Origin of the sequence: Bradyrhizobium barranii subsp. apii, assembly GCF_011516635.5 — a bacterium.
In the GTDB taxonomy this organism is placed as follows: Bacteria; Pseudomonadota; Alphaproteobacteria; order Rhizobiales; family Xanthobacteraceae; genus Bradyrhizobium; species Bradyrhizobium barranii.
Genome location: NZ_CP096255.1, coordinates 8,549,477 through 8,575,403 on the forward strand (window position 1 = coordinate 8,549,477; position 25,927 = coordinate 8,575,403).

The window sequence follows — 25,927 nt, forward strand, 5'->3', positions numbered from 1 at the left end:
TCCCCGCCCGCCGCCTGTAGCAAGATTTTTCTTATTCAACCGAAGCGGTTGCGCTTCAGGGAAATTTTATTCTACGTCATATTGCCCAACCGACGAGATAAACCTAAGATTCCCCAGACATGATTGATCCGCTCTATGTCGCCTCCGGATTTGGCGTCGGCCTGCTTGTCGGGATGACCGGCGTGGGTGGCGGCTCGCTGATGACGCCGCTGCTGATCCTGCTGTTCGGCATCCACCCCTCCACCGCCGTCGGCACCGACCTGCTCTATGCCGCCGCCACCAAGACCGGCGGCAGCGTGGTGCATGGCTGGTCGCGGAGCGTGCACTGGCCAGCGGTACTGCGGCTCGCCTGCGGCAGCATCCCGGCGAGTGCGCTGACGCTGCTCGTGCTGTGGAAGCTCGACCTCAGGAGCGATTCCGAGCGCAGCCTGGTCAATCTGGTGCTGTGCTTTGCACTACTGCTGACCGCGACCTCGCTGATCTTCCGCAAGGCCCTCATGGAGCGCTATCGCGGCCGGCTGGAGCGTGTCGACGATCGCACCACGGCGATCGCGACCGTCGTCACCGGCATCGTGCTCGGCGTTCTGGTGTCGATCTCGTCCGTCGGTGCCGGCGCGGTCGGCGTCACCGTGCTGCTGCTGCTCTATCCGCGCCTGCCGATGGCGACTATCGTCGGCTCGGACATCGCGCATGCGGTGCCGCTGACGCTGGTTGCCGGGGCCGGACATTGGGCGCTCGGCGATGTGGATTGGGCCCTGATGGGCGTGCTGCTGCTGGGCTCGCTGCCCGGCATCATCGTCGGCAGTCTCAGTGCGACGCGCGTCCCCGAGACGGTGCTGCGCCTGACGCTTGCCTGCGTGCTGTTCGTGGTCGCCGGCAAGATCATGTTCGCGGAGCTGAACCTGTCCTCCGCGATCGTGACGGCGCTGGCCTGGACGCATTAGGCCGGCCACCCACCCTAGAGCGTTTTCCGATCACGTTGCGTCGTAACCAGCCGCGACGAGATAATTTTGACATTCCTCGGGTGAGAAGCGTTTGAGAGCGTTGGCGATTGCTTGCCAGAGATCGGGCATGGTGCGGGCTGCGGCGGTCCGCAACAGCGCTTTCAGTTTGGAGAAGGCCATTTCAATCGGGTTGAAGTCTGGACTGTAGGGCGGAAGATAGAGCAGGCTAGCTCCGACCGCCTGGATGGCCTCTCGAACGCCATGGACCTTGTGAGCGGGCAAGTTGTCCATGATAACGGTATCGCCCGGCCGCAGCGATGGGGCGAGCAATTGCTCGACGTAGGCCAGGAAAGCGTCGCCATCCATTGGACCGTCCAGAACAAGCGGCGCGATCAGACCGTCGGAGCGCAATCCAGCGGTGAACGTCGTCGTCTTCCAATGTCCGTGTGGGATAGCTGCACGACATCGCTCGCCGCGTGGCGAGCGCCCGTAACGCCGCGCCATTTTGGTGTTGGCGCTGGTTTCGTCGATGAAGACGAGACGCTCAGGGGCAAGGTCGATTTGCCCTTCGAACCACTCCTCACGTGCGGCATTTATATCGCCGCGCCGTTGCTCGGCGGCGTGCGCTGTCTTTTTTTAAGTGTGATCTTTCTGCGCTGGAAAAAACGCCAGAGCGACGCGATGCCAGTCGATATTCCACGACGTTTCAACAGTTCTCGCAACTCGGCAAGCGTGATATCCGGCCTCGCTGTCACCGCCTCCAGAATCAATTGCGAATGCGCTTCGATGCGCTGCGATTTGCGGTCACCGCCCTGGCGTTTAGGAACGATGTCGCCAACTTTCTTGAGGCGACCGCGCCAGCGGATTGCACTGGCCGCGCTGACACCAAAGCGCTCAGCAGCCTGTCGACAGGACATGCCACCGTCAATCGCGGCTACCACCCTTTGGCGAAGATCAACCGAAAGCGCCCTGGCCATACATGCTGGCCTCCCTCGCCAGCATGCAGCTTGAATCTGACTCGCGCCGTTTTGGGAATCTGGAGGGTTCTGTGAGGTCGCGCTCACGCGAGGGCGCGGCAGGCGCTTATGACGCGACCTCATTGAAGCCGGATTGAACGAAGGCGCGGGAGGCTATTCGCGGTTTTGCAGCTATGGGGATTGTTCGAGATCGCCATGCCCGATCTGCTGGCTCGGCGCGTGAGGCAGAGACACAGGAGTGCGCATCCTGGAAGAGTTGAGATCAGACGCGCTTCGCCTGAGATCGCGATAGGCCTTTTGCTGCATCGGACGGTTGTTGTCGCGCAGTGTGACAGCACGGATTCGACATCGTCCGCGATGATCGAGACGCTGGGAGCGAAATGACGAATGATGATCGTCGTGCACGACATGACTTGGCTCACGATGTGTCGCATCGGAACGGTGATGTTCGAGGGCTGGGGCGTCTGAAGCTATGTCGAAAGCGCTCAATGATGCGCATGACGCCACCACAATCGGGACAGGCAGGAACCTCGGCCCAGGTTTGAGCCTCCGAATCCACAGGCGACGGCTGGCCATCGTTTGGGGCTGTTCGCTCATGATCGAGAAGTTCGCGGCAAAGGGCGAGCTTGGCAGCGCGATGGCGGTTGGCCATGAAGCCGAAGTGGCGGATGCGGTGGAAGCCGTCAGGCGGCGTATGAAGCAGGAAACGGCGAATGAACTCATCGGGCTTGAGATTCATGATCTTTGTCGCGCTGTTTTGGCGATAGTCCTTCCATGAGAAGGCGACATGATCGTCGTCGAGTGCGACGAGCCGGCTGTTGGCGATCGCGACGCGATGGGTGTAGCGGCCGAGATAGGCCAGGACCTGTGCGGGTCCGCCGAAGGGCCGCTTGGCGTAAACAACCCAGTTGATGCGTCGCATGGCGTCGAGGTGGGCCGCAAAGGCAGCCGGCTCGGCCAGAGCTCCGAGATCGCCGAAGAAACGCAAGGCACCGGAGTTGAAGGCTGCCGACAGACGTTTGAGAAAAAGTGTGCGAAATAGTCTGGACAACGGTTTGACGGCCAGGAAGAAGTTCGGTCGGCAAGCGGTCCAGCGCGCGCCATCGGGCGAGAGGCCGCCACCCGGAACGACGCAATGGACGTGGGGATGATGCATCAGCGTCTGTCCCCAGGTGTGGAGGACGGCGACGCCGCCGATCGCACCGCCGAGCCGGCGTGGATTGGCGGCGAGCGTCGTCATCGCCTCGGCGGCAGCCTTGAACAGGATGGCATAGACGACGGCCTTGTTCTGGAAAGCGATCGCGGCGATCGGTGCGGGAAGTGTAAAGACGACGTGGAAATAGGGAACCGGAAGCAGGTCGGCTTGACGCGCGGCGAGCCACGCGGCTCGGGCTCTCCCCTGACACTTCGGACAGTGCCGATTGCGGCAGGAATTATAGGCAACGCGTGTCGTGCCGCAGTCGTCGCAAGCCTGCATGTGGCCGCCGAGCGCCTCGGTCCGGCACGCAACGATCGCGCTCATCACGCGCCGCTCGACCCGCCCCAGATGACCGGCATGTACACGGCGATAGGCGTCGCCATGCCGGCGCAGAATATCGGCAATCTCGATGGCGGGCCTGTTGGAGCGGATGTCGGAGCGGGTCATGACCCGCATCCCGCTGCGGGTCATCCAGGTGGCGTCACCTCCAGCGACAGGCGATCGAGCGGGCTCTGCGTCGCTCGGATCGTATCGGTGGCGACCTGCGTGTAGCGCGCTGTCGACGACAAATTATTGTGCCCGAGCAAGACCTGGATGATCCGGATATCGGTTCCGTTCTCGAGAAGATGTGTCGCGAAGCTGTGGCGCAGCGTGTGCGGCGTGACGCGCTTGGTCAGGCCCGCAGCCTTCACCGCCGACCGGCAGGCGGCATGCAGCACGGTCTGATCGATCGGATGATCTTCGTCACGACCAGGGAACAGATAAAGCCGCGGCCGGGCGAGCCGCCAGTAGGTGCGCAGGATGCCCAGCAGCTGGGGCGACAGCATCACGTTGCGATCCTTCGCGCCCTTGCCGTGGCGCACCTGGATGACGCCGCGGGCGCTGTCGATGTCTTCGATCCGCAGTCCCGCAACCTCCGAGGCCCTGAGCCCGGCCGCATAGGCGGTGGTGAGCGCGGCGCGGCTCTTCAGGCTCGATACCGCTTCAAGAAACTGAACCACTTCGTCGGCGCTGAGAACGACCGGCAGCTTGCGCGGTTCTCGCGCATAGGGAATGCGCTCTGGGATGAGCGCCTCGCCGAGCGTGACGCCGTAGAAAAACCGTAGCGCACAGACGATCTGGTTCAGCGCCGGCCATGAGATGCCGGTCGAGACCAAATGCACCTGGAAGGCGCGGACGTCTTCCAGCTCTAACCGGTCAGGCGATCGGCCAAAATAGCGGCTGAACTTCGAAACCGCGCTGATGTAGGATCTTTGCGTCGCCGGCGACAGATTGCGGACGGTCATGTCTTCGATCATGCGGCGGCGAAGAGGGCTCAAATCGGCCATCTCGATACTCCTGTCTGAGGGGGTGGGCTCCAACACCCACATCCTCTCAGCCAGGAGGCGATCTATGCCACCTTGCCCCCTACGCCGCGGCAGCGGCTTCGTTCAATCCCCACCCGATTCTTTCCGGTCGGAAAATGCTCTAGCTGTCGTCGCCCGGCTTGACCGGGCGATCCAGTATTCCAGAGCCTAACGTTGGCGAACTCGCTCTTGCAACTTCCGCCGCGGCGTACTGGATGCCCCGGTCAAGCCGGGGCATGACACCGGTCGTTACTCCGCCGTCCAGCCGCCGTCGATCGACAGGTTGGTGCCGGTGATCTGCGCGGCATCGTCGCCGCATAGGAACAGCGCGAGCGCTGCGACCTGCTCGGAGGTGACGAACTCCTTGGTCGGCTGCGCGTCGAGCAGCACGTCGTTGATGACCTGCTCGCGCGTGAGGTTGCGCGCCTTCATCGTGTCGGGGATCTGCTTCTCCACCAGCGGCGTCCAGACATAGCCGGGGCTGATGCAGTTGCAGGTGATCTTGTGGGTCGCGACCTCGAGCGCCACGGTCTTGGTCAGGCCGGCGATGCCGTGCTTGGCCGACACATAGGCGGACTTGAAGGGCGAGGCGACCAGCGAGTGCGCCGACGCCGTGTTGATGATACGGCCCCAGCCCTTCTTCTTCATGCCGGGCACCGCCGCGCGGATGGCATGGAAAGCCGAGGACAGGTTGATCGCGATGATCTGGTCCCACTTCTCGACCGGGAATTCCTCGATCGGTGAGACGAACTGGATGCCGGCATTGTTGACGAGGATGTCGACCGAGCCGAACGACTTCTCGCCGAGCGCGATCATCCCGGCGATCTCGGCGGGCTTGGTCATGTCGGCCGGCGAATACACCGCCTTCACGCCGAAGTCGGACTCGATCTTGGCGCGCTCCTTCTCGATGTCCTCCGGCGAGCCGAAGCCGTTGATGACGACATTGGCGCCGGCGGCGGCGAAGGCGCGCGCATAGGCGAGCCCGATGCCGCTGGTCGAACCGGTCACGACGGCGTTCTTGCCTGACAGACTACCCATGTTATTCGCTCCTTTTTGGCGGGGGCGCGGTAACGTCCCCCGTGAGATCGTAGGTCACCATGGTCTCGCCGGACTGCGGCCGCTCGAGCCAGTCCTTATGGCGCATCGACAGATGCACGTCGCGCACGCCGGCTTCCCAATGCTCGACCATGGCGACATGCGAGAAGTCGTAATCCTTCGACGAGGATTCGTAGTTCTTGCTGCGATAGATCAGGTGCACCACGGTGACGGTGCTTTCGCGCGAGACCTTCGCGAGGAATTCCACGGAAGGATCATTCTTCAGATAATCGGGCAATTTTGAAATCAGATCGCGCACGGCCCGGCGCGCATTATGGATCTGCTTGTTCTTGTCGGTGTTCATCCGCGTTCGGCTGGAGAAGCGGATGTCCTTCTCGCGCTCGGTCGCCTCGAGCAGCGAATTCGGCAGATCGCCGCGGGCGCTGAACAGGTCGACCTGGAAGATCAGCATGTCGCGAGCGACCTCGGCATCGAGCACGTAGTCGAGCGGCGTGTTGGAGGCGATGCCGCCGTCCCAGTAGTGCTCGCCTTCGATCACGACGGACGGAAATCCCGGCGGCAACGCGCCGGAGGCCATGATGTGCTCGGGGCCGATGGTCTTGCCGAGCTTCTTGAACTCGTAATTGTCGAAATATTTGAAGTTGCCCGAGGTGACGCCGACGGCGCCGACCGACAGGCGCGTCTTCAGATCGTTGATGCGATCGAAATCGACCAGGCGCTCCAGCGTCTTCTTCAGCGGCGCGGTGTCGTAATAACTCTCGGCCTGCTTGGTGCCGGGCGGCCAGAGCGGCGCGGGCGGAATGCGCGGCGTGAAGAAACCGGGCACGCCGAAGGTCGCGATCAATGCGGCACTGGTCGAATTGAACAGCTCGCGGCTGTGATCGCTCTTGCCGATCGGCTTCCACGGCACCGGCGCCGACACCATCTCCCAGAATTCCTTGAGCCGCTTGACGCGGGTCTGTCCCTCGTTGCCGGCGATGATGGCGGCGTTGACCGCGCCGATCGAGATGCCGGCGACCCATTCCGGCTCGAAGTCGAAATGGCACAGCGACTGGTAGGCGCCGGCCTGATAGGAGCCGAGCGCACCGCCGCCCTGGAGGACCAGGACGCGCTGCGCCTTCGCGGGGACTGTTGCGACTTCCGGGCTATGATCTGTCATCTGGAAACAATAGCAAAAGGCGAGCCACCGTGGCGACAGTCCGCCGCGGCGTCAATGCATCCCGGGATCAAGTCTGGCTTATCGGGGGTCGGTCGAGGCCAGGATCATGGTCCAGAACACCTTGTATTTGGTGCCGGGAGCATAGCCCGCCGCGATGCCCAGTTTTGTGACACCGCTCTTGAGCATGTTGGCCCGGTGCGGAGGCGAGTCGCGCCAGCCGGAAAACGCTTCCGCCAGCGTATGATAGCCCGCCGAAACGTTCTCGACCGCCACCGTCGCCGGATAGCCGCCCGCGCTGAGGCGCTTGGCCAGCGGGGCGCGGACGTCATGGTCCATCTTGTTGGCCGCCGCCATGGCCTGGGACTGGGATTCGGCGAGCCGCATCAGATCGGGGTCGATCACGACGGTGCCGAGGGCGTTGTTCTGGCGGTATTGCGAGATCATGATCGCTGCCGCCTGCGCATCGAGCTTGGTGCCCGGGACCGACATGTCGGCATACATCGACGGCTGCTGGACCGGTGCTTCGTTGCCGGCGCAGCCGGCGAGAAGCAAAGTGATGAGTATTGCGGCCGCAGCGCGCATGTTCAGGGGCCCCCAAATGAGGGGCCGTTGTTGCATACCAACCGTGGCTGAAAGGTGAATATTGAGGAAGATTTGAGCTTTCGGCCGAGGCGCCTACTAGCCCGCAAATATCCGGTAGCGGCGCGGTTCGAGGCCGATCGTGTCGCCGGCGCGCAGTTCCCTGTCGCGGGGGGCGTCGATCTCGATGGTCTCGCCGCCGGATAGTGCCACCTCGGCCCGCTGCACGGGGCCGAAATTCCGGACGTGCTGCACAGCGCCCTCGAAGGCACCGCTTCCGGGCGGGCCGACCAGCATATCATGTCGCCGCACGAACAGTTTTGACGCGCCAGACACCAAGCCGTCTGCTGCAAGATTGAGTGGGCGGTCGCCGAGCCTGATGACGCCGCCTTCGACCTGGACCGGCAGCTCGATGGATTCGCCGATGAAGCCGTGGACGAAGGCGGTCGCCGGGCTTTCATAGACGTCGTCGGGCGAGCCGATCTGCTCGATCCTACCCTTGTCCATCACCACGACGCGGTTGGCGACTTCGAGCGCCTCCTCCTGGTCGTGGGTGACGAAGATCGAGGTGACGTTGATCTCCTGGTGCAGCGAGCGCAGCCATCGGCGCAGCTCCTTGCGCACCTTGGCATCGAGCGCGCCGAAGGGCTCGTCGAGCAGGAGGATGCGCGGCTCGATCGCGAGCGCGCGGGCGAGTGCGATGCGCTGGCGCTGGCCGCCGGAGAGCTGGCTCGGATAGCGGTCGGCGAGCCAGTCGAGCTGCACGAGATCGAGCAGCTCCTTGACGCGCGCACGAATGGTGGACTCGTCCTTACGGCTGGCGCGCGGCTGCACGCGCAGGCCGAAGGCGACGTTCTCGAACACCGTCATGTGGCGGAACAGCGCGTAGTGCTGGAACACGAAGCCGACATTCCGTTCGCGCGCGCCCCGCGCCAGCGCATCCTCGCCATTGAAGGAAACCTCGCCGGAATCGGGCCAGTCGAGGCCGGCGATGATGCGCAGCAGCGTGGTCTTGCCGGAGCCGGACGGACCGAGCAGCGCCAGCAGCTCGCCATTGTCGACCTTGAGATCGACGCCATCGAGGGCTTTGAAGCTACCGAACTGCTTGACGAGATTCCTGACTTCAATGGTCACTTGCGTCGTGTCCTTCGTCGAGGTGACGTTCGAGAACGGTCTTGGCGATCAACGTGATCAGGGCCAGCATCGCCAGCAGCGAGGCGATCGCAAACGCAGCGACGAACTGGTACTCGTTGTAGAGAATCTCGACCAGCAGCGGCATGGTGTTGGTCTCGCCGCGGATGTGTCCTGATACCACCGACACGGCGCCGAATTCGCCCATCGCGCGCGCGTTGCAGAGCAGGACGCCGTAGAGCACGCCCCATTTGATGTTGGGCAGGGTGACGCGGAAGAAGGTCTGCAAGCCGGAGGCGCCGAGCGAGATCGCGGCCTCCTCTTCCTGCGTGCCCTGCTCCTGCATCAGGGGGATCAGCGCGCGCGCCACGAACGGGAAGGTCACGAAGGTGGTGGCAAGCGCGATGCCGGGCACCGCGAACAGGATCTGGATATCGTGATCCCTAAGCCAGCTGCCGAAATAGCCCTGTGCGCCGAACAGCAGCACGAAGACGAGGCCCGAGATCACCGGGCTCACCGAGAACGGCAGGTCGATCAGCGTGATCAGGAAGGTCTTGCCGCGAAACTCGAACTTGGCGATGGCCCATGCCGCGACGAGGCCGAATACGAGATTGAGGCCGACCGAGATCGCCGCCACGATCAATGTCAGCTTGATTGCAGCCAGCGCTTCCGGCTCGGCAAGCGCAGAGAAATAGGCGAGAACGCCTCTCGAAAAGGCCTGCGCGAACACCAGAACCAGCGGCAGCACGACGAAGACGCTGAGGAAGATCACCGCCAGCGCGATGATGGCGATACGTATTGCCGGCGGTTCGGTGCGGAGGCTGTCGCGTGCCGCAGTGGCGTGCGCACGTGCGCGCGCATCGGTCGAAGGCAGCGAGACGGAATCTGCGATCTGCATCGTCATGATCTGCCCTCAGCGCGCCGGAATCCGGCTCTGCGCCCAGCGCTGGAGCCGGTTGACGGCGAAGATGATGACGAAGGAGACGACGAGCATGACCACGGCGATCGCGGTCGCGTCGGCATAGCGGAATTCGGACAGCCGGATCACGATCAGGAGCGGGGCAATCTCGGAGACATTAGGCAGATTGCCGGCGATGAAGATCACCGAGCCGTATTCGCCGACCGCGCGGGCGAAGGCGAGCGCGAGGCCGGTGAGCAGCGCCGGTCCGAGCGAGGGCAGGATCACGCGGATGATGGTCTGCCAGCGGCTGGCGCCGAGGCTGCCGGCGGCCTCCTCGATCTCGGGGTCGAGGTCCTGGAGCACCGGCTGCACGGTGCGCACCACGAAGGGGATGCCGATGAAGATCATGGCGACGAAGATGCCGATCGGCGTGAATGCCACCTTGATGCCGAGCGCGGCGAGCGGCGCACCCAGCCAGCCATTCTCGGCAAACAGCGCGGTCAGCGCGACGCCGGCGACCGCCGTCGGCAGCGCGAACGGCACGTCGACGATGGCGTCGAACAGCCGGCGTCCGGGGAAGCGGTAACGCACCAGCGCCCAGACGATGATGCTGCCCATGACGAGATTGACGCAGGCCGCCGCAAAGGCGAGGCCGAAGGAGACGCGCAAGGCGTTGAGGGTGCGGCGGCTGGACAGGATGTTCCAGAATTGCTCGGGGCTAAGCTCCAGCGATTTCAGGAACAGCCCGGCGAGCGGAATCAGGATGATGATGGAGAGCCAGGAAAGCGTCAGTCCCATCGTGAGACCGAAGCCCGGCAATGTCCGTCGTCGTGCTGCAACTGCGCTCACCAGGCCCCCTGCTACTCCTAAGACGGCGCCCGATCAGTTCTTGTAGATCTGATCAAAGACGCCGCCGTCGGCAAAATGTTCCTTCTGCGCCTTGGTCCAGCCGCCAAAAACGTCGTCGATCGTGAACAGTTCGACCTTGGCGAAGGAGTTTTCGTACTTCTTGGCGATCTCTGCGTCGCGCGGACGGTAGAAATTGCGCGCGGCGATTTCTTGACCTTCCTTGGTATACCAATACTGGAGGTAGGCATCGGCCGCGTTGCGGGTGCCTTTTTTATCGGCAACCTTGTCGACGATCGCGACCGGCGGCTCGGCGAGGATCGATTGCGGCGGCGCCACGATCTCGAACTTCTGCGCACCAAACTCCTTCAGGGCGAGATAGGCCTCGTTCTCCCAGGCCAGCAGCACGTCGCCGACGCCGCGCTCGACGAAGGTCACGGTGGCGCCGCGCGCACCGGTATCGAGCACCGGCACCTGCTGGTAGAGCTTTCCGATGAAGTCCTTGGCCTTGTCGGCCGAGCCGTATTTCTTTTGGGCAAAGCCCCAGGCGGCGAGATAATTCCAGCGCGCCCCGCCGGAGGTCTTCGGGTTCGGCGTGATCACCGAGACACCGGTCTTGAGCAGATCGTCCCAGTCCTTGATGCCCTTCGGATTGCCCTTGCGCACCAGAAACACGATGGTCGAGGTATAGGGCGATGAATTCTGCGGCAGACGCTTCTGCCAGTCGGTCGCGGTGAGGCCCTTGTTCGCGACGGCGTCGATGTCATAGGCAAGCGCAAGCGTCACCACATCGGCCTGCAATCCGTCGATCACGGCACGCGCCTGCGAGCCGCTGCCGCCATGCGACTGCTTGATCTCGACGCTCTTGCCGGTTTCCTTCTGATAGGCATTCGCGAACGCCTTGTTGAACTCGGCATAGAGCTCACGCGTCGGATCGTACGACACGTTCAAGAGATTGATGTCAGCGGCGAGAGCCGAGCTTGCCAACAATCCCGTCAAGAGCAGCCCTGCCGCGAGCGGAACGATACGGCGCATCATGTCCATCTCCATTCACCTCGACGACGTCATCGTCATCGATGGCACGCGGGCATAACTCGGGGCGAAACGCTCTCAAGTCAACGGAACCGGATTTTCTTGTTCGTAGCCGGACAGCTCGACTGTGCTACGAAGTCTTCATCGTGTGGATGCCGCATTCTGTCTTGGCTCGGCCGCGCCAGCGACCGGCGCGTGCATCCTCGCCCTCGGCCGTTCTGCTGGTGCAAGGCATACACCCAACCGACAGGAAACCGGACTCCACCAACGGATGACGCGGCAATTTGGCGCGGACGAAGATGGCTTCGAGTTCCTCGCGCGAGACATTGGCAAAGGGGTTGAACTTCAACCGCGCGCCATCATCCTCGACCACCGGAATGTCGGTGCGCGCATTGCCCTGAAAGCGCTTGCGGCCATTGAGCCAGGCATCAAACGGCTTCAGTGCACGCGCCAGCGGCTCGACCTTGCGGATGCGGCAGCAGGCGTCTGGATCGGAGAACCAGAGGTCGCGGTCGGGGTCTTCGCGCGACAGCGTCTCCTCGGCAGGCTTGATCGAGCGGACGTCCTTCAAGCCCAGTTCCGCGATCAGCGTGTCGCGATAGGCCAGCGTCTCCTCGAACAGCCAGCCGGTGTCGAGGAAGATCACGGGGATCGCCGGATCGACGTCGGCCATGACCTTCAGCAGCGTCGCCGATTCCGTGCCGAAGGACGACACCAGCGCAAGCTTTTCGCGGCCGACCGCCTTCAGGGCCGCAGCGATAACCTCCGCGGGCGAAGCATCGCGCAACGCGCGATCGAGTTCCTCCGCCGAGGGCAGCGCGGACGCGGACACCGAAGCGACCTGAGGCGCGATTGCGCTCACGTGCCGACACCTTCGGAGTGACGCAGCTGCATCCGCCGGTGCAGCGCGGTGATGCGGCCGTCGCCGGTCGGCTGATAGAACACCGAATAGCGCTTCGCCGTCTGCATGAAGGCTTCCGCGTCGGCCTGCTTCTTGACGTCGAAGGAATCGAAGCCGGCACGCAGCATGAACACGAACTGATCGCGCAGCACCTGGCCGGTGGCACGCAAATCGCCGCGATAATTATAGCGCTCGCGCAGCAGGCGCGCCTGGCTGTAGGCGCGGCCATCGCGGAAGCTCGGGAACACCAATGCGACGACGGCGATCTTGCCGAGATAGGGCACGAGCTCGGCGATATCGCGATTGTTCGGCCAGATCACGCCGACCTTGCCGCCGCGCTTGAGCAGCGCGTCCGCATCACTGAGGAAGCGCTCGGCCGGCACCAGGATGTCGCCGCCCTCGGGCAGCGGCGTGTCGACGGCAAGCTTGACGAAGCTGTCGTCGGCGATTTTTCCGCCGTTAACGAGTGGCATAGACGCGCTCCTTGAAGGGTTCGACGCCGAGGCGCTTCACGGTGTCGACGAACGGCTCCTCCGGCCGCTCGCGCAGCGCCAGATAGGCTTCCACGATGTCCTCGACGACGTCAGCGACCTCGTCAAACTTGACGCCGGGGCCGATCAGATTGCCAAGCGCGGCGCTCTCGTCGGCACGGCCGCCGATGGTGATCTGGTAGACCTCCTCGCCGTTCTTCTCGACACCGAGAATGCCGATATGGCCAACATGATGATGGCCGCAGGCATTGATGCAGCCGGAGATGTTGATATGCAGCCGCCCGATCAGATTGGCGAGCTCATGGTTGGCAAAGCGCCGCGTCAGCTCCTGCGCGATCGGGATCGAGCGCGCATTGGCCAACGAGCAATAGTCGAGCCCCGGGCAGGCGATGATGTCGGTGATCAGGTTGACGTTCGGCGTCGCCAGCCCAAGCTTGTCGAGCGCCTTCCACAGCGCCGGCAGGTCGCGCTTGGCAACATGCGGCAGCGCCAAATTCTGCTCATGACCGACGCGGATCTCGCCGAAGGAATATTTGTCGGCGAGATCGGCCAGCGCATCCATCTGCTCGGCGGTGGCATCGCCCGGAGGCGCGCCGATCGGCTTCAGCGAGATCGTGACGATGGAGTAGCCCGGGTTCTTGTGCGCGGCGACCGAGTTCTTGCGCCACGCCTCGAAATCGGGATCGGCCGCGGCCTGGCGCAGCTCGTCCGGCATGTGCGGCAGCTTCTCATAAGCCGGATAGATGAAGCGCGAGCGGATGTCCTCGATCACCTCGTCGTCGATCTGAAGCGAGGAGTTGCGGATATGCTGCCACTCCTCCTCGACCTCGCGGGAGAACTTTTCGATGCCGAGCTCGTGCACCAGGATCTTGATGCGCGCCTTGTAGATATTGTCGCGGCGTCCGTACTGGTTGTAGACGCGCAGGATCGCCTCGATATAGCTCAGGAGATCGCGGCCGTGGACGAAGTGCTTGATGGTCTTGCCGATGAACGGCGTGCGGCCGAGACCGCCGCCGACCAGCACCTCGAAGCCGGTTTCGCCCTTCTCGTTCTTGATCAGCCGCAGGCCGATGTCGTGGACCTTGATCGCAGCGCGGTCGTGATCCGAAGCGGTGATCGCGATCTTGAACTTGCGCGGCAGGAACGAGAATTCCGGATGCAACGTAGTATGCTGGCGGATCAGCTCCGACCAGATGCGGGGATCCTCGATCTCGCCCGGCGCGACGCCGGCCCACTGATCCGAGGTGACGTTGCGCATGTTGTTGCCGGAGGTCTGCATCGCGTGGATGCCGACCTCGGCAAGATCGGCCAGCGCATCCGGCAGGTCCGAAAGCTTGATCCAGTTGAACTGGATGTTCTGGCGCGTGGTGAAATGGCCGTAGCCGCGGTCATATTTGCGCGCGACATGGGCAAGCTGCCGCAACTGGTTCGACGCCAGCGTTCCGTAGGGAATCGCGACGCGGAACATGTAGGCGTGCAGTTGCAGATAGACGCCGTTCTGCAAGCGCAGCATCTTGAATTCGTCCTCGGTCAACTCGCCCGAGAGACGGCGTTGCACCTGGTCGCGGAATTCCGAGACGCGCTCGTTGACCAGCGTGCGATCGATTTCGTCGTAAGCGTACATGATTAAAGTGCCTTACAGCCCGACCTGCGATTAAACCGGCAAGTCGATGGTCACGCCATCGCGGCGGATCTGCTCGCGCAGATTTCCGGGCACGATCTTGCCGTCCTCGCCGATCTGGACCGGAGCGATATAGGGACCAATCGCGCCGACGTCATCGGCCACGGCCTCGGCGAGCAACGCTTTCGCCTCATCGGAGTTTCGCACGATCGCGGCGTCTGCGAGGTCAGCCGACCAGCCCTTGGCAGCGGTGCGGTAGACGACGACGCCATCCCAGGTACGGTTAGCGGTCACGACGGAGGAATCGCTGATTTTAAGTTTCTTTTGCAAGGGAGAGGTCATTCGGCAGCATCCAGGAGGTCAGAGATGATTTGTTTGGGTGTTTCGCGGCGAAGTGAACCGGCATGCCGGACCACGTCGCCGATGATGAGGATGGCGGGACCGCCATGGGTCCGCCGCACGAGCTCGGGCAGGTCGCGCAGCGTGCCGATCGCGCCTTGTGCGTCCGGCCGCGTGACGCGGGCGAACACGCCGACCGGCGTCTCCGGCGAACGGCCGGCCGCGAACAGGCCTTCGCGGATCGCGGGGGCAGCGGTCATGCCCATGTAGACCACGACGGTCATCTTGGTGTCGGTCAGCGTCGACCAGTCCACATTCTCGGCATCGCGCGCCTTGTGCGCGGTGAGGAAGGTGATGCGGGTCGCCTCATGACGATAGGTGAGCGGCACCTCGAAATCGGCGGCGCCGCCGAGCCCAGCGGTGATGCCGGGAATGATCGAATAGGCGACGCCGGCCGCGCGCAGCGCTTCGACCTCTTCGCCGCCGCGGCCGAACACGAAGGGGTCGCCGCCCTTCAGCCGCACCACGCGCTGGCCGGATTGCGCGGCCTCGATCATGCGCTTGTTGATGGCGTCCTGGCCGATGCCCGGCTTGCCGACGCGGCGGCCGACCGGAACGCGCGTGGTGTCGCGGCGGATGCGGTCGAGAATTTCACCCGAGACCAGTTCGTCATGGAAGACGATGTCGGCATCCTGGAGCGCGCGCAGCGCCTTGATGGTGAGAAGGTCGGGATCGCCGGGCCCGGCGCCGACCAGCGCGACGGAGCCTTCCGGCTTGTCGGCACGCGCGAACGCGGACGGATCGGAGATCGCCTTGATCGCGGCGTCGGCCTCGCCCTTGCGGCCCGCGAGCACGGACGCGCCGATCGGACCGTCGATGACGCGCTCCCAGAAGCGGCGGCGCAGCGGAAACTCGGCGATGCGCTCGTTGATGGATTTGCGGAAGCCGCCGATGAACTCGGCAAGCTCGCCGATGCGGGCCGGCAGCAGCGCCTCGATCTTCTCGCGCACGCGCCGCGCCACCACGGGCGAGGTGCCGCCGGTGCCGACCGCGACCACCACGTCGCCGCGATCGACGATCGCCGGAAAGATGAAGCTGGAATGTTCGAGATCGTCCATGACGTTGACGGGCAGGCCGAGCGCCTTGGCGCGCGCCGACATGGCAACGCCGACATCGCCCGCGCCGGCGCAAACGATGGCAATGACGCCCGAGAGATCGGCGGTGAGCGGATCGCCAGTGGCGATTTCAACCCGCGCAGCGTCTTCGGAACTGAGGCTCAGGTCCTGATTGCCGTCGATCGCATGCACGCGGATGCGCGCACCGGCAGCAGCGAGCACGCGCAGTTTGGCGCGCAAAAGCTCACCCGCGCCGATGAGGACCACCGGACCGGCCTTGAGATCGAGGAACACCGGCAAGAACCGCATGCGATACTCGCTTCCCCAACATCCGGGGTTGACTGGAATTATTTTCTATATATGTGTCGTTTCGAGCGCGCAAAGAGAAAATTTTTTCTTCTCTTCTGCACCGCAACTATAGAAAATTCGCCTCCAAACGCAAAGTGGCAGAGATGCATCTTCTCAGGACCGATTCCGGTGCAGATGGACGGGACTTCCGGGCTCCCGTTTCCGAGCAAATTCCCGTCGGGCTGACCGCCCCCAGCATGGACCATTTGGACCAGCTCGAGGCGCAGAGCATCTACATTTTTCGCGAGGCCTTTGGCCGCCTGAAGAAGATCGCCCTGCTGTGGTCGCTCGGCAAGGACTCCAACGTCATGATCTGGCTTGCGCGCAAGGCGTTCTTCGGCCGGCTGCCGTTCCCCGCCCTCCACGTCGATACCGGCAAGAAGTTTCCGGAGATGTACCGCTTCCGCGACCATTACGGGAAGGAGTGGGATCTCGATTTGCGCGTCGAGCCCTGCCCGCCCATCGATGCCGTCGATCCAACGCTGCCGCCGGCCGCCCGTTCCGCCGCGCGCAAGACCGAAGGCCTCAAGATGGCACTCGGCAAATATGGTTTTGACGGCCTGATCGCCGGCATCCGCCGTGACGAGGAAGCAACCCGCGCCAAGGAACGCGTGTTCTCGCCCCGCGGCCTCGAAGGCAATTGGGACGTCCGCGACCAGCCGCCGGAGTTCTGGGATCATTTCAATGCGTCGCCGCCGCAGGGCGCGCATTTGCGCATCCATCCGATCCTGCATTGGACCGAGGCCGACATCTGGGCCTACACCAAGCGCGAGAACATCCCGATCATCCCGCTGTATCTCGCCAAGGACGGCAAGCGCTACCGCTCGCTGGGCGATCAGGACATCACCAATCCGGTCGCGTCGACCGCATCGAACATCGACGAGATCCTGGCCGAGCTCGAGCAGACCAAGGTGCCGGAGCGCGCCGGCCGTGCGCTCGACCACGAGACCGAGGACGCCTTCGAGCGTCTGCGCGTCGCCGGCTATCTCTGATTCAAGGACGCAACGCGGCTATGAACATGATCGTCACCCCCGCTTCGCCCGCCACTCCGAACGGCACCACGCGTCCTCAGGTCCGCATCGTGATCGTCGGCCATGTCGACCACGGCAAGTCGACGCTGGTCGGCCGCCTCCTGCACGAGACCGGCAGCCTGCCCGACGGCAAGCTCGAGATGCTGAAAGCCGTCAGCGCGCGGCGCGGCATGCCGTTCGAATGGTCGTTCCTGCTCGACGCGCTCCAGACCGAGCGCGACCAGGGCATCACCATCGACACCACGCAGATCCGCTTCCGCACCAATTCGCGCGACATCGTGCTGATCGACGCGCCCGGCCATGCCGAATTCCTGCGCAACATGATCACCGGTGCGTCGCAGGCAGACGGCGCGGTGCTGATCATCGACGCGCTCGAAGGCGTGCGTGACCAGACCCGTCGGCACGGCTATCTCCTGCACCTGCTCGGCGTGAAGCAGGTCGCGATCGTCGTCAACAAGATGGACCGCGTCGACTTCTCCGCCGATCGCTTCCAAGAGATCAGCGACGAGATTTCCGCGCATCTGCAGGGCCTCGGCGTGACGCCGACGGCGGTGATCCCGATCTCGGCCCGCGACGGCGACGGCGTCGCGGAGCGCACCGACCGCATCGGCTGGTACAAGGGTCCGACCGTGGTCGAGGCGCTGGACCAGCTCGAGCCGGCGCGTCCGCTGGAAGCCCTCGCCCTGCGCCTGCCGGTGCAGGCGATCTACAAGTTCGACGACCGCCGCATCGTCGCGGGCCGCATCGAATCCGGCAGCCTCATTGCCGGCGACGAGATCGTGATCATGCCGGCCGGCAAGATCGCCAGGATCAAGACGGTCGAAAGCTGGCCGGTAACGCCGGTCGCAGGACGGCAGGGCGCGGGCCGCTCGGTCGGCATCACGCTCGACCGCGAATTGTTCATCGAGCGCGGCGACATCGTCGCGCATGTCGGCTCCGCACCGCGCGAGACCCGCCGTCTGCGCGCGCGCATCTTCTGGCTGCACGACAAGCCGCTCGCCAAGGGCGACCAGCTGCTGGTCCGCTGCGGCCCGAAGGAAAGCCGCGCCACCGTCGTCGCCATCGAGAAGGCGGTCGATCCCGGCGAGCTGTCGAGCGTCGAGAACAAGGCGATCGGCCGCAACCACGTCGGCGAGATCGACATTTCTCTTTCGAGCCCGATTGCCGCCGATCCCTACACCGAGAATCCGCGCACCGGCCGTCTCGTGATCGAAGTCTCGGGGCGCATCGCCGGCGGTGGTCTCGTGCTGTCGGTCGATGCCGGCCAGCGCGCGGTGCCGGTCGACATCGTGCCGGTGGAATCGGCGCTGCGGCCCGACGAACGCTCCGCGCGCTACCGCCACAACGGCGCCGTGGTCTGGCTCACCGGCCTGCCGGCGTCCGGCAAGTCGACGCTGGCGAAGGCGCTGGAGCGGCGGCTGTTCACCAATGGCGGCTCGCCGATCCTGCTCGACGGCGACACGCTGCGCGCCGGGCTCAACAACGATCTCGGATTCTCCGCCGCCGACCGCAGCGAGAACATCCGCCGCCTCGCCGAGGTCGCGACCCATCTCGCCCGCAACGGCCACATCGCGATCGTCGCCGCCGTCTCGCCGGCCCGCGAGGACCGCGCGACCGCGCGCCGCATCGCCGACACCGCGTTCCGCGAGATCCATGTCGCGACGCCGGCAGAGGTCTGCGAGGATCGCGATCCCAAGGGCCATTACAAGAAGGCCCGCGCCGGCGCGCTGGTGTCGTTCACCGGCATCGGCAACGACTACGAGCGACCCGAGGCTGCCGAGCTCGTGATCGACACGTCGGCCCGCACGGTTGCGGACGCCGCGGACGAGATCGAACGGATGCTGAAGACCACCGGCGTGCTGTTCGACGAGCTCGTGGACCTCGCCGCGAATATTTGAGCGCGCTCTGCGCTGGTTCACTCGCTGTAACAACGCATGCAGTGCGTTCCCTCCCCCCTTGCGGGGAGGGTTAGGGAGAAGGGTCCACACGGGGACTCTCTCCATCAGCGCGAGCACTCCGCTCCGTCGAATTCCGACACACCTTTTCCTGGGCTACCCCTCTCCCCTGCCCTCCCCGCAAGGGGGGAGGGAGCGCAGTTGTGCGCGTGGCGCTAAGCCGGGCTGAAGCGTTTGTAAAACGAGCCAGGACATTTTGACAACCTTTGGAGGCCTTCTCACGGCCCCGATTTTGGGGCTAATAGGCCCTGAAAGCCGCCCCTTATGGGCGCATTTTGCTGCTGTCGGGTCAAAAGCAGCCAAAAAACAGCCATTTCCAACAAGAAAGCCCATCATGAAACGCGTCGACGCCCACGGATTGAAGATCGCTCCCGTCCTGTTTGACTTCATCGCCAAGGAAGCGGCCCCGAAAACGGGGATCGCGCCGGATGCGTTCTGGGCCGGGGTCGCCGCCATCATCAAGGATCTGGGGCCGAAGAACCGCGCGCGCTGGCGGTGCGCGACACGCTGCAGGCCAAGATCGACGACTGGCACCGCGCCAACAAGGGCAAGGCGTTCGACCTCGGCGCCTATACCGCCTTCCTGACGGAGATCGGCTATCTCGTCCCCGAGCCGGCGACGCAGAAGGTCGAGACCGCCAATGTGGACGAAGAGATCGGCAAGATCTGCGGCCCGCAGCTCGTCGTGCCGCTCACCAACGCGCGCTATGCGCTGAACGCGGCGAACGCGCGCTGGGGCTCGCTCTATGACGCCTTCTACGGCACCGACGCGATTCCGCACGATCCTTCCGAGAGCGGCAAGGGTTACAACAAGGCGCGCGGCGACAAGGTGATCGCCAAGGCGAAAGCGTTCCTCGATGCCGCCGTACCGCTCGCGACCGGCAGCCACACCGACGTCACCGCCTATAGTGTGGTCGCAGGCCAGCTCGCCGTGAAGCTGAAGAGCGGCAACGCCACCGCGCTGAAGAACGCCGATCAGTTCGCGGGCTTCCAGGGCGATGCGGCAGCGCCGTCCGCGGTGCTGCTCGCCAACAACGGCCTGCACGTCGAGGTCAAGATCGACCGCAGCAGCGTGATCGGCAAGGACGATCCCGCCGGCGTCGCCGACATGATCATGGAATCCGCCGTGTCGACCATCCTCGACATGGAAGACTCGGTCGCCGCGGTCGACGCCGAGGACAAGGTGCTGGTCTACCGCAACACGCTCGGCCTGATGAACGGCACGCTCTCAGCCGATTTCGAGAAGGGCGGCAAGACGCTGACCCGTTCGCTCAACAGTGACCGCAGCTACAAGACGCCGGACGGCAAGGGCGAAGTGAAGCTGCATGGCCGCAGCCTGCTGCTGATGCGCAATTGCGGTCACCACATGTTCACCGACGCGGTGCTGGACGACAAGGGCGAGGAAGTTCCGGAAGGCCTGCTCGACGCCGCCGTCTCCGGCCTGCTCGCGATCCACGACCTCAAGGACAACTCGAAGGTCAAGAACAGCCGCACAGGATCTGCCTATATCGTCAAGCCGAAGATGCACGGCCCGGACGAGGTGTCGCTGACCTGCGAGATTTTTGACCGCGTCGAGAAGATGCTGGGCCTGCCCGAGAACACGCTCAAGGTCGGCATCATGGACGAGGAGCGGCGCACCACCGTCAACCTCAAGGCCTGCATCCAGCGCGCCTCCAAGCGCATCATGTTCATCAACACCGGCTTCCTCGACCGTACCGGCGACGAGATCCACACCTCGATGGAAGCGGGTCCGATGATCCGCAAGAACGAGATGAAGGCGCAGGCCTGGATCAAGGCCTATGAGGACTGGAACGTCGACATGGGCCTGATCGACGGCCTGCCCGGCCACGCCCAGATCGGCAAGGGCATGTGGGCCGCGCCCGACAAGATGGCGGACATGCTGCAACAGAAGCTCGCGCATCCGCAGGCCGGCGCCACCACCGCCTGGGTGCCCTCGCCGACCGCAGCGACGCTGCACGCCCTGCACTATCACCAGGTCAACGTCACCGCGCGCCAGCAGGAACTCACCAAGGGCGGTCCGCGCGCGAAGCTCTCCGACATCCTCACCATCCCGGTGTCGAAGTCGAACTGGGCGCCCGACGACGTCAAGCAGGAGATCGACAACAACTGCCAGGGCATTCTCGGTTACGTCGTGCGCTGGATCGACCAGGGCGTCGGCTGCTCCAAGGTGCCTGACATCCACGATGTCGGCCTGATGGAAGACCGCGCCACCTTGCGCATCTCCAGCCAGCATCTCGCCAACTGGCTGCACCAGGGCGTGATCACCGAGGCGCAGGTGATGGAATCGCTCAAGCGCATGGCCGTCGTGGTCGACAAGCAGAACGCGGGCGACGCGATCTACAAGCCGATGGCGCCCGCCTTCGACGGTGTCGCGTTCAAGGCGGCCTGCGACCTGATCTTCAAGGGGCGCGAGCAGCCGAACGGCTACACCGAGTACATCCTCACCGCGCGCCGCCGCGAGGCCAAGGCTGCGGGCTAAAGCCCGGTCATTCAAACACCAAAGCCCCGGCCCGCGCCGGGGCTTTTTATTTCGTCGTCCGTGAACAAGGCTCTAAGCGATTGAGCGAGAGTCTGTTTTTCGGATTTGAGACGGTTTGAGATTGCAGGGATTGGGAGGTAAAGACCGCCAAAGCCTGCAAATTCGATTGTGGATTGAACGAAGCCGCTGCCGCGGCGTAGGGGGCAAGGTGGCATAGATCGCCTCCTGGCTGAGAGGATGTGGGTGTTGGAGCCCACCCCCTCAGACAGGAGTATCGAGATGGCCGATTTGAGCCCTCTTCGCCGCCGCATGATCGAAGACATGACCGTCCGCAATCTGTCGCCGGCGACGCAAAGATCCTACATCAGCGCGGTTTCGAAGTTCAGCCGCTATTTTGGCCGATCGCCTGACCGGTTAGAGCTGGAAGACGTCCGCGCCTTCCAGGTGCATTTGGTCTCGACCGGCATCTCATGGCCGGCGCTGAACCAGATCGTCTGTGCGCTACGGTTTTTCTACGGCGTCACGCTCGGCGAGGCGCTCATCCCAGAGCGCATTCCCTATGCGCGAGAACCGCGCAAGCTGCCGGTCGTTCTCAGCGCCGACGAAGTGGTTCAGTTTCTTGAAGCGGTATCGAGCCTGAAGAGCCGCGCCGCGCTCACCACCGCCTATGCGGCCGGGCTCAGGGCCTCGGAGGTTGCGGGACTGCGGATCGAAGACATCGACAGCGCCCGCGGCGTCATCCAGGTGCGCCACGGCAAGGGCGCGAAGGATCGCAACGTGATGCTGTCGCCCCAGCTGCTGGGCATCCTGCGCACCTACTGGCGGCTCGCCCGGCCGCGGCTTTATCTGTTCCCTGGTCGTGACGAAGATCATCCGATCGATCAGACCGTGCTGCATGCCGCCTGCCGGTCGGCGGTGAAGGCTGCGGGCCTGACCAAGCGCGTCACGCCGCACACGCTGCGCCACAGCTTCGCGACACATCTTCTCGAGAACGGAACCGATATCCGGATCATCCAGGTCTTGCTCGGGCACAATAATTTGTCGTCGACAGCGCGCTACACGCAGGTCGCCACCGATACGATCCGAGCGACGCAGAGCCCGCTCGATCGCCTGTCGCTGGAGGTGACGCCACCTGGATGACCCGCAGCGGGATGCGGGTCATGACCCGCTCCGACATCCGCTCCAACAGGCCCGCCATCGAGATTGCCGATATTCTGCGCCGGCATGGCGACGCCTATCGCCGTGTACATGCCGGTCATCTGGGGCGGGTCGAGCGGCGCGTGATGAGCGCGATCGTTGCGTGCCGGACCGAGGCGCTCGGCGGCCACATGCAGGCTTGCGACGACTGCGGCACGACACGCGTTGCCTATAATTCCTGCCGCAATCGGCACTGTCCGAAGTGTCAGGGGAGAGCCCGAGCCGCGTGGCTCGCCGCGCGTCAAGCCGACCTGCTTCCGGTTCCCTATTTCCACGTCGTCTTTACACTTCCCGCACCGATCGCCGCGATCGCTTTCCAGAACAAGGCCGTCGTCTATGCCATCCTGTTCAAGGCTGCCGCCGAGGCGATGACGACGCTCGCCGCCAATCCACGCCGGCTCGGCGGTGCGATCGGCGGCGTCGCCGTCCTCCACACCTGGGGACAGACGCTGATGCATCATCCCCACGTCCATTGCGTCGTTCCGGGTGGCGGCCTCTCGCCCGATGGCGCGCGCTGGACCGCTTGCCGACCGAACTTCTTCCTGGCCGTCAAACCGTTGTCCAGACTATTTCGCACACTTTTTCTCAAACGTCTGTCGGCAGCCTTCAACTCCGGTGCCTTGCGTTTCTTCGGCGATCTCGGAGCTCTGGCCGAGCCGGCTGCCTTTGCGGCCCACCTCGACGCCATGCGACGCATCAACTGGGTTGTTTACGCCAAGCGGCCCTTCGGCGGACCCGCACAGGTCCTGGCCTATCTCGGCCGCTACACCCATCGCGTCGCGATCGCCAACAGCCGGCTCGTCGCACTCGACGACGATCATGTCGCCTTCTCATGGAAGGACTATCGCCAAAACAGCGCGACAAAGATCATGAATCTCAAGCCCGATGAGTTCATTCGCCGTTTCCTGCTTCATACGCCGCCTGACGGCTTCCACCGCATCCGCCACTTCGGCTTCATGGCCAACCGCCATCGCGCTGCCAAGCTCGCCCTTTGCCGCGAACTTCTCGATCATGAGCGAACAGCCCCAAACGATGGCCAGCCGTCGCCTGTGGATTCGGAGGCTCAAACCTGGGCCGAGGTTCCTGCCTGTCCCGATTGTGGTGGCGTCATGCGCATCATTGAGCGCTTTCGACATAGCTTCAGACGCCCCAGCCCTCGAACATCACCGTTCCGATGCGACACATCGTGAGCCAAGTCATGTCGTGCACGACGATCATCATTCGTCATTTCGCTCCCAGCGTCTCGATCATCGCGGACGATGTCGAATCCGTGCTGTCACACTGCGCGACAACAACCGTCCGATGCAGCAAAAGGCCTATCGCGATCTCAGGCTGCATATTTCAGTGATCGTGAGCAGCGATTTCGCGCGATCATGAGCGCCGAATTCAGACGATCGTGAGCAGCCTCGCTCCGGCCGAGGCGGTGATAGGGTCAGCGTTCTGGCTGCTCGTCAAGGGTGATGGTTTTGGCGTTGCGTTTTCGCATGCTTTCGCCAGCAAGCTGGAGGCGGTGAGCGTTGTGGACGAGGCGATCCAGAATCGCGTCGCCTAGAGCGTTTTCCGATCACGTTGCGTCGTAACCAGCCGCGACGAGATAATTTTGACATTCCTCGGGTGAGAAGCGTTTGAGAGCGTTGGCGATTGCTTGCCAGAGATCGGGCATGGTGCGGGCTGCGGCGGTCCGCAACAGCGCTTTCAGTTTGGAGAAGGCCATTTCAATCGGGTTGAAGTCTGGACTGTAGGGCGGAAGATAGAGCAGGCTAGCTCCGACCGCCTGGATGGCCTCTCGAACGCCATGGACCTTGTGAGCGGGCAAGTTGTCCATGATAACGGTATCGCCCGGCCGCAGCGATGGGGCGAGCAATTGCTCGACGTAGGCCAGGAAAGCGTCGCCATCCATTGGACCGTCCAGAACAAGCGGCGCGATCAGACCGTCGGAGCGCAATCCAGCGGTGAACGTCGTCGTCTTCCAATGTCCGTGTGGGATAGCTGCACGACATCGCTCGCCGCGTGGCGAGCGCCCGTAACGCCGCGCCATTTTGGTGTTGGCGCTGGTTTCGTCGATGAAGACGAGACGCTCAGGGTCAAGGTCGATTTGCCCTTCGAACCACTCCTCACGTGCGGCATTTATATCGCCGCGCCGTTGCTCGGCGGCGTGCGCTGTCTTTTTTTAAGTGTGATCTTTCTGCGCTGGAAAAAACGCCAGAGCGACGCGATGCCAGTCGATATTCCACGACGTTTCAACAGTTCTCGCAACTCGGCAAGCGTGATATCCGGCCTCGCTGTCACCGCCTCCAGAATCAATTGCGAATGCGCTTCGATGCGCTGCGATTTGCGGTCACCGCCCTGGCGTTTAGGAACGATGTCGCCAACTTTCTTGAGGCGACCGCGCCAGCGGATTGCACTGGCCGCGCTGACACCAAAGCGCTCAGCAGCCTGTCGACAGGACATGCCACCGTCAATCGCGGCTACCACCCTTTGGCGAAGATCAACCGAAAGCGCCCTGGCCATACATGCTGGCCTCCCTCGCCAGCATGCAGCTTGAATCTGACTCGCGCCGTTTTGGGAATCCCCACCCGATTCTTTCCGGTCGGAAAATGCTCTAGCGTGGGATCTCCGATAACTTCGTGCCATGTGTCCACAGGGAGTTGGCTGGTTACGATGGTGGAGGAGCGGCCATGGCGATCGTCAAGGATTTCCAGTAGATCGCGCCGCTCGGCAGCGGTGAGCACCGACAATCCCCAATCATCCAAAATCAGAACCTGGGCGCGGCCAAGGGTTTTGAGCAAGCGGGCATAACGTCCATCGCCCCGCGCGAGCCCCAACGCTTCGAACAATCTTGGGACGCGGTGATAGAGGACCGAGCGATTATCTCGGCAGGCCTTGTGGCCGAGGGCACAGGCTAACCAACTTTTGCCCAATCCGGTCGCCCCGGTTATGAGCAAATTCTCGTGGCGATCGATCCAGTCGCCGCTGGCGAGCTTGGCGAAGACGGCCCGGTCGATACCCCGCGGCGTGCGCAAATCGACGTCCTCCACGCAGGCATTCTGGCGGAGCGAGGCCAGCTTGAGGCGCGTGGTGAGCCGCCTGGTGTCGCGTTCCGCCGCTTCCCGGTCGACCAGCAGGCCGATGCGATCTTCGAACGGCAAGGCTTCGAGATCAGGCGATCGTCGCTGCTCCTCGAAGGCCTTGGCCATGCCGCTCAAGCCGAGCTCGATCAGGCGTTCGTGGGTGGGATGGTTGAGCATACAGGTCTCCTTG

Annotated in this window: 21 protein-coding genes and 3 pseudogenes; 6 read left to right on the plus strand and 18 right to left on the minus strand. The window is 63.7% G+C overall.

What is annotated here, in order from left to right:
• The first annotated feature begins 119 nt into the window (after positions 1-119).
• Complete coding sequence (locus tag HAP41_RS40985; protein WP_038942097.1) at positions 120-944, plus strand: sulfite exporter TauE/SafE family protein; 825 nt, start codon at positions 120-122, stop codon at positions 942-944.
• A gap of 30 nt (positions 945-974) precedes the next feature.
• On the opposite strand, the gene HAP41_RS40990 is transcribed toward HAP41_RS40985, so the two are convergent.
• From HAP41_RS40990 to cysG, 15 genes are all read right to left on the minus strand, one after another.
• A protein-coding gene (locus HAP41_RS40990) for an IS630 family transposase (RefSeq protein ID WP_166078628.1) occupies positions 975-1,921 on the minus strand; the annotation gives its coding sequence in 2 pieces (ribosomal slippage) (positions 975-1,582 and positions 1,582-1,921; 948 coding nt in all).
• Between the two features lie 418 nt (positions 1,922-2,339).
• Positions 2,340-3,566 (minus strand): IS91 family transposase, encoded by a 1,227-nt coding sequence (locus HAP41_RS40995; protein ID WP_166053869.1) that lies wholly within the window; start codon positions 3,564-3,566, stop codon positions 2,340-2,342.
• Between the two features lie 20 nt (positions 3,567-3,586).
• Positions 3,587-4,447, minus strand: a complete 861-nt coding sequence (locus tag HAP41_RS41000) for a tyrosine-type recombinase/integrase (protein WP_166079017.1) — start codon at positions 4,445-4,447, stop codon at positions 3,587-3,589.
• A gap of 267 nt (positions 4,448-4,714) precedes the next feature.
• Positions 4,715-5,503 carry a 3-hydroxybutyrate dehydrogenase gene (locus HAP41_RS41005; protein WP_028157423.1) on the minus strand — a complete coding sequence of 263 codons (789 nt, stop codon included), beginning with the start codon at positions 5,501-5,503 and terminating at the stop codon, positions 4,715-4,717.
• Between the two features lies 1 nt (position 5,504).
• Positions 5,505-6,680, minus strand: coding sequence for a DUF3734 domain-containing protein (locus HAP41_RS41010; RefSeq protein ID WP_063980999.1), 1,176 nt, complete (start codon positions 6,678-6,680; stop codon positions 5,505-5,507).
• 78 nt (positions 6,681-6,758) lie between these two features.
• On the minus strand, positions 6,759-7,262 hold the full coding sequence (locus tag HAP41_RS41015; protein WP_063980998.1) for a CAP domain-containing protein: 504 nt from the start codon (positions 7,260-7,262) through the stop codon (positions 6,759-6,761).
• Positions 7,263-7,358: 96 nt separating this feature from the next.
• A complete protein-coding gene (locus HAP41_RS41020; protein WP_063980997.1) occupies positions 7,359-8,393 on the minus strand; it encodes a sulfate/molybdate ABC transporter ATP-binding protein in 1,035 nt (344 codons plus the stop codon).
• A complete protein-coding gene (cysW, locus tag HAP41_RS41025) occupies positions 8,383-9,294 on the minus strand; it encodes a sulfate ABC transporter permease subunit CysW (RefSeq protein ID WP_166079169.1) in 912 nt (303 codons plus the stop codon). Before cysW ends, HAP41_RS41020 begins: the two co-directional genes overlap by 11 nt.
• A 9-nt stretch (positions 9,295-9,303) precedes the next feature.
• Complete coding sequence (gene cysT, locus HAP41_RS41030) at positions 9,304-10,089, minus strand: sulfate ABC transporter permease subunit CysT (RefSeq protein ID WP_248577254.1); 786 nt, start codon at positions 10,087-10,089, stop codon at positions 9,304-9,306.
• Between the two features lie 84 nt (positions 10,090-10,173).
• A complete protein-coding gene (locus tag HAP41_RS41035; RefSeq protein ID WP_028148402.1) occupies positions 10,174-11,175 on the minus strand; it encodes a sulfate ABC transporter substrate-binding protein in 1,002 nt (333 codons plus the stop codon).
• 124 nt (positions 11,176-11,299) lie between these two features.
• Entirely contained in the window at positions 11,300-12,031 is a 732-nt protein-coding gene (locus HAP41_RS41040) for a phosphoadenylyl-sulfate reductase (protein ID WP_166079112.1), read from the minus strand.
• Positions 12,028-12,543 carry a DUF934 domain-containing protein gene (locus HAP41_RS41045; RefSeq protein WP_166079092.1) on the minus strand — a complete coding sequence of 172 codons (516 nt, stop codon included), beginning with the start codon at positions 12,541-12,543 and terminating at the stop codon, positions 12,028-12,030. The genes HAP41_RS41040 and HAP41_RS41045 overlap by 4 nt, the downstream gene beginning before the upstream one ends.
• Positions 12,530-14,185, minus strand: coding sequence for a nitrite/sulfite reductase (locus tag HAP41_RS41050; RefSeq protein WP_166079090.1), 1,656 nt, complete (start codon positions 14,183-14,185; stop codon positions 12,530-12,532). The genes HAP41_RS41045 and HAP41_RS41050 overlap by 14 nt, the downstream gene beginning before the upstream one ends.
• 30 nt (positions 14,186-14,215) lie before the next feature.
• Entirely contained in the window at positions 14,216-14,524 is a 309-nt protein-coding gene (locus HAP41_RS41055; RefSeq protein WP_071916679.1) for a DUF2849 domain-containing protein, read from the minus strand.
• The gene (gene cysG / locus HAP41_RS41060) at positions 14,521-15,945 is read right to left on the minus strand and encodes a siroheme synthase CysG (RefSeq protein WP_166079083.1); all 1,425 of its coding nucleotides are present in this window, start codon (positions 15,943-15,945) and stop codon (positions 14,521-14,523) included. The genes HAP41_RS41055 and cysG overlap by 4 nt, the downstream gene beginning before the upstream one ends.
• A gap of 236 nt (positions 15,946-16,181) precedes the next feature.
• On the opposite strand from cysG, the gene cysD reads away from it, so the two are divergent.
• The 5 genes and pseudogenes from cysD (at position 16,182) to HAP41_RS41085 (ending at position 23,856) form a co-directional block, all read left to right on the plus strand.
• Entirely contained in the window at positions 16,182-16,976 is a 795-nt protein-coding gene (gene cysD / locus HAP41_RS41065) for a sulfate adenylyltransferase subunit CysD (RefSeq protein ID WP_166079078.1), read from the plus strand.
• A gap of 20 nt (positions 16,977-16,996) precedes the next feature.
• Positions 16,997-18,913 carry an adenylyl-sulfate kinase gene (gene cysC / locus HAP41_RS41070; RefSeq protein ID WP_166079069.1) on the plus strand — a complete coding sequence of 639 codons (1,917 nt, stop codon included), beginning with the start codon at positions 16,997-16,999 and terminating at the stop codon, positions 18,911-18,913.
• Positions 18,914-19,304: 391 nt separating this feature from the next.
• Positions 19,305-21,469 (plus strand): annotated as a pseudogene (locus tag HAP41_RS41075) (malate synthase G).
• A gap of 279 nt (positions 21,470-21,748) precedes the next feature.
• The gene (locus tag HAP41_RS41080) at positions 21,749-22,609 is read left to right on the plus strand and encodes a tyrosine-type recombinase/integrase (protein WP_166079017.1); all 861 of its coding nucleotides are present in this window, start codon (positions 21,749-21,751) and stop codon (positions 22,607-22,609) included.
• Positions 22,610-22,629: 20 nt separating this feature from the next.
• Positions 22,630-23,856: an IS91 family transposase gene (locus tag HAP41_RS41085; RefSeq protein WP_166053869.1), complete on the plus strand. Its 1,227-nt coding sequence runs from the start codon at positions 22,630-22,632 to the stop codon at positions 23,854-23,856.
• A gap of 242 nt (positions 23,857-24,098) precedes the next feature.
• Here the strand turns inward: HAP41_RS41085 and HAP41_RS41090 are convergent.
• From HAP41_RS41090 to istB, 3 genes and pseudogenes are all read right to left on the minus strand, one after another.
• Positions 24,099-24,218 (minus strand): annotated as a pseudogene (locus HAP41_RS41090) (ATP-binding protein); the annotation flags it as partial.
• A gap of 12 nt (positions 24,219-24,230) precedes the next feature.
• Positions 24,231-25,177, minus strand: a protein-coding gene (locus HAP41_RS41095; RefSeq protein ID WP_166063836.1) for an IS630 family transposase whose coding sequence is annotated in 2 segments (ribosomal slippage) — positions 24,231-24,838 and positions 24,838-25,177 — 948 coding nt in all. Because the reading frame shifts where the segments join, the coding sequence is not laid out codon by codon here.
• Between the two features lie 92 nt (positions 25,178-25,269).
• Positions 25,270-25,914, minus strand: a pseudogene (gene istB / locus HAP41_RS41100) (IS21-like element helper ATPase IstB); the annotation flags it as partial.
• Between the last annotated feature and the right edge of the window lie 13 nt (positions 25,915-25,927).

Coding starts and splice junctions, on each gene's coding strand:
- HAP41_RS41055 (WP_071916679.1), bottom strand. CDS start 14,524: ATGACCTCTCCCTTGCAAAAGAAACTTAAAATCAGCGATTCCTCCGTC.
- cysW (WP_166079169.1), bottom strand. CDS start 9,294: ATGACGATGCAGATCGCAGATTCCGTCTCGCTGCCTTCGACCGATGCG.
- HAP41_RS41005 (WP_028157423.1), bottom strand. CDS start 5,503: ATGGGTAGTCTGTCAGGCAAGAACGCCGTCGTGACCGGTTCGACCAGC.
- HAP41_RS41080 (WP_166079017.1), top strand. CDS start 21,749: ATGGCCGATTTGAGCCCTCTTCGCCGCCGCATGATCGAAGACATGACC.
- HAP41_RS41010 (WP_063980999.1), bottom strand. CDS start 6,680: ATGACAGATCATAGCCCGGAAGTCGCAACAGTCCCCGCGAAGGCGCAG.
- HAP41_RS40985 (WP_038942097.1), top strand. CDS start 120: ATGATTGATCCGCTCTATGTCGCCTCCGGATTTGGCGTCGGCCTGCTT.
- cysD (WP_166079078.1), top strand. CDS start 16,182: ATGGACCATTTGGACCAGCTCGAGGCGCAGAGCATCTACATTTTTCGC.
- cysC (WP_166079069.1), top strand. CDS start 16,997: ATGAACATGATCGTCACCCCCGCTTCGCCCGCCACTCCGAACGGCACC.
- cysT (WP_248577254.1), bottom strand. CDS start 10,089: ATGGGACTGACGCTTTCCTGGCTCTCCATCATCATCCTGATTCCGCTC.
- HAP41_RS41085 (WP_166053869.1), top strand. CDS start 22,630: ATGACCCGCTCCGACATCCGCTCCAACAGGCCCGCCATCGAGATTGCC.
- HAP41_RS41000 (WP_166079017.1), bottom strand. CDS start 4,447: ATGGCCGATTTGAGCCCTCTTCGCCGCCGCATGATCGAAGACATGACC.
- cysG (WP_166079083.1), bottom strand. CDS start 15,945: ATGCGGTTCTTGCCGGTGTTCCTCGATCTCAAGGCCGGTCCGGTGGTC.
- HAP41_RS41050 (WP_166079090.1), bottom strand. CDS start 14,185: ATGTACGCTTACGACGAAATCGATCGCACGCTGGTCAACGAGCGCGTC.
- HAP41_RS41015 (WP_063980998.1), bottom strand. CDS start 7,262: ATGCGCGCTGCGGCCGCAATACTCATCACTTTGCTTCTCGCCGGCTGC.
- HAP41_RS41035 (WP_028148402.1), bottom strand. CDS start 11,175: ATGATGCGCCGTATCGTTCCGCTCGCGGCAGGGCTGCTCTTGACGGGA.
- HAP41_RS41045 (WP_166079092.1), bottom strand. CDS start 12,543: ATGCCACTCGTTAACGGCGGAAAAATCGCCGACGACAGCTTCGTCAAG.
- HAP41_RS40995 (WP_166053869.1), bottom strand. CDS start 3,566: ATGACCCGCTCCGACATCCGCTCCAACAGGCCCGCCATCGAGATTGCC.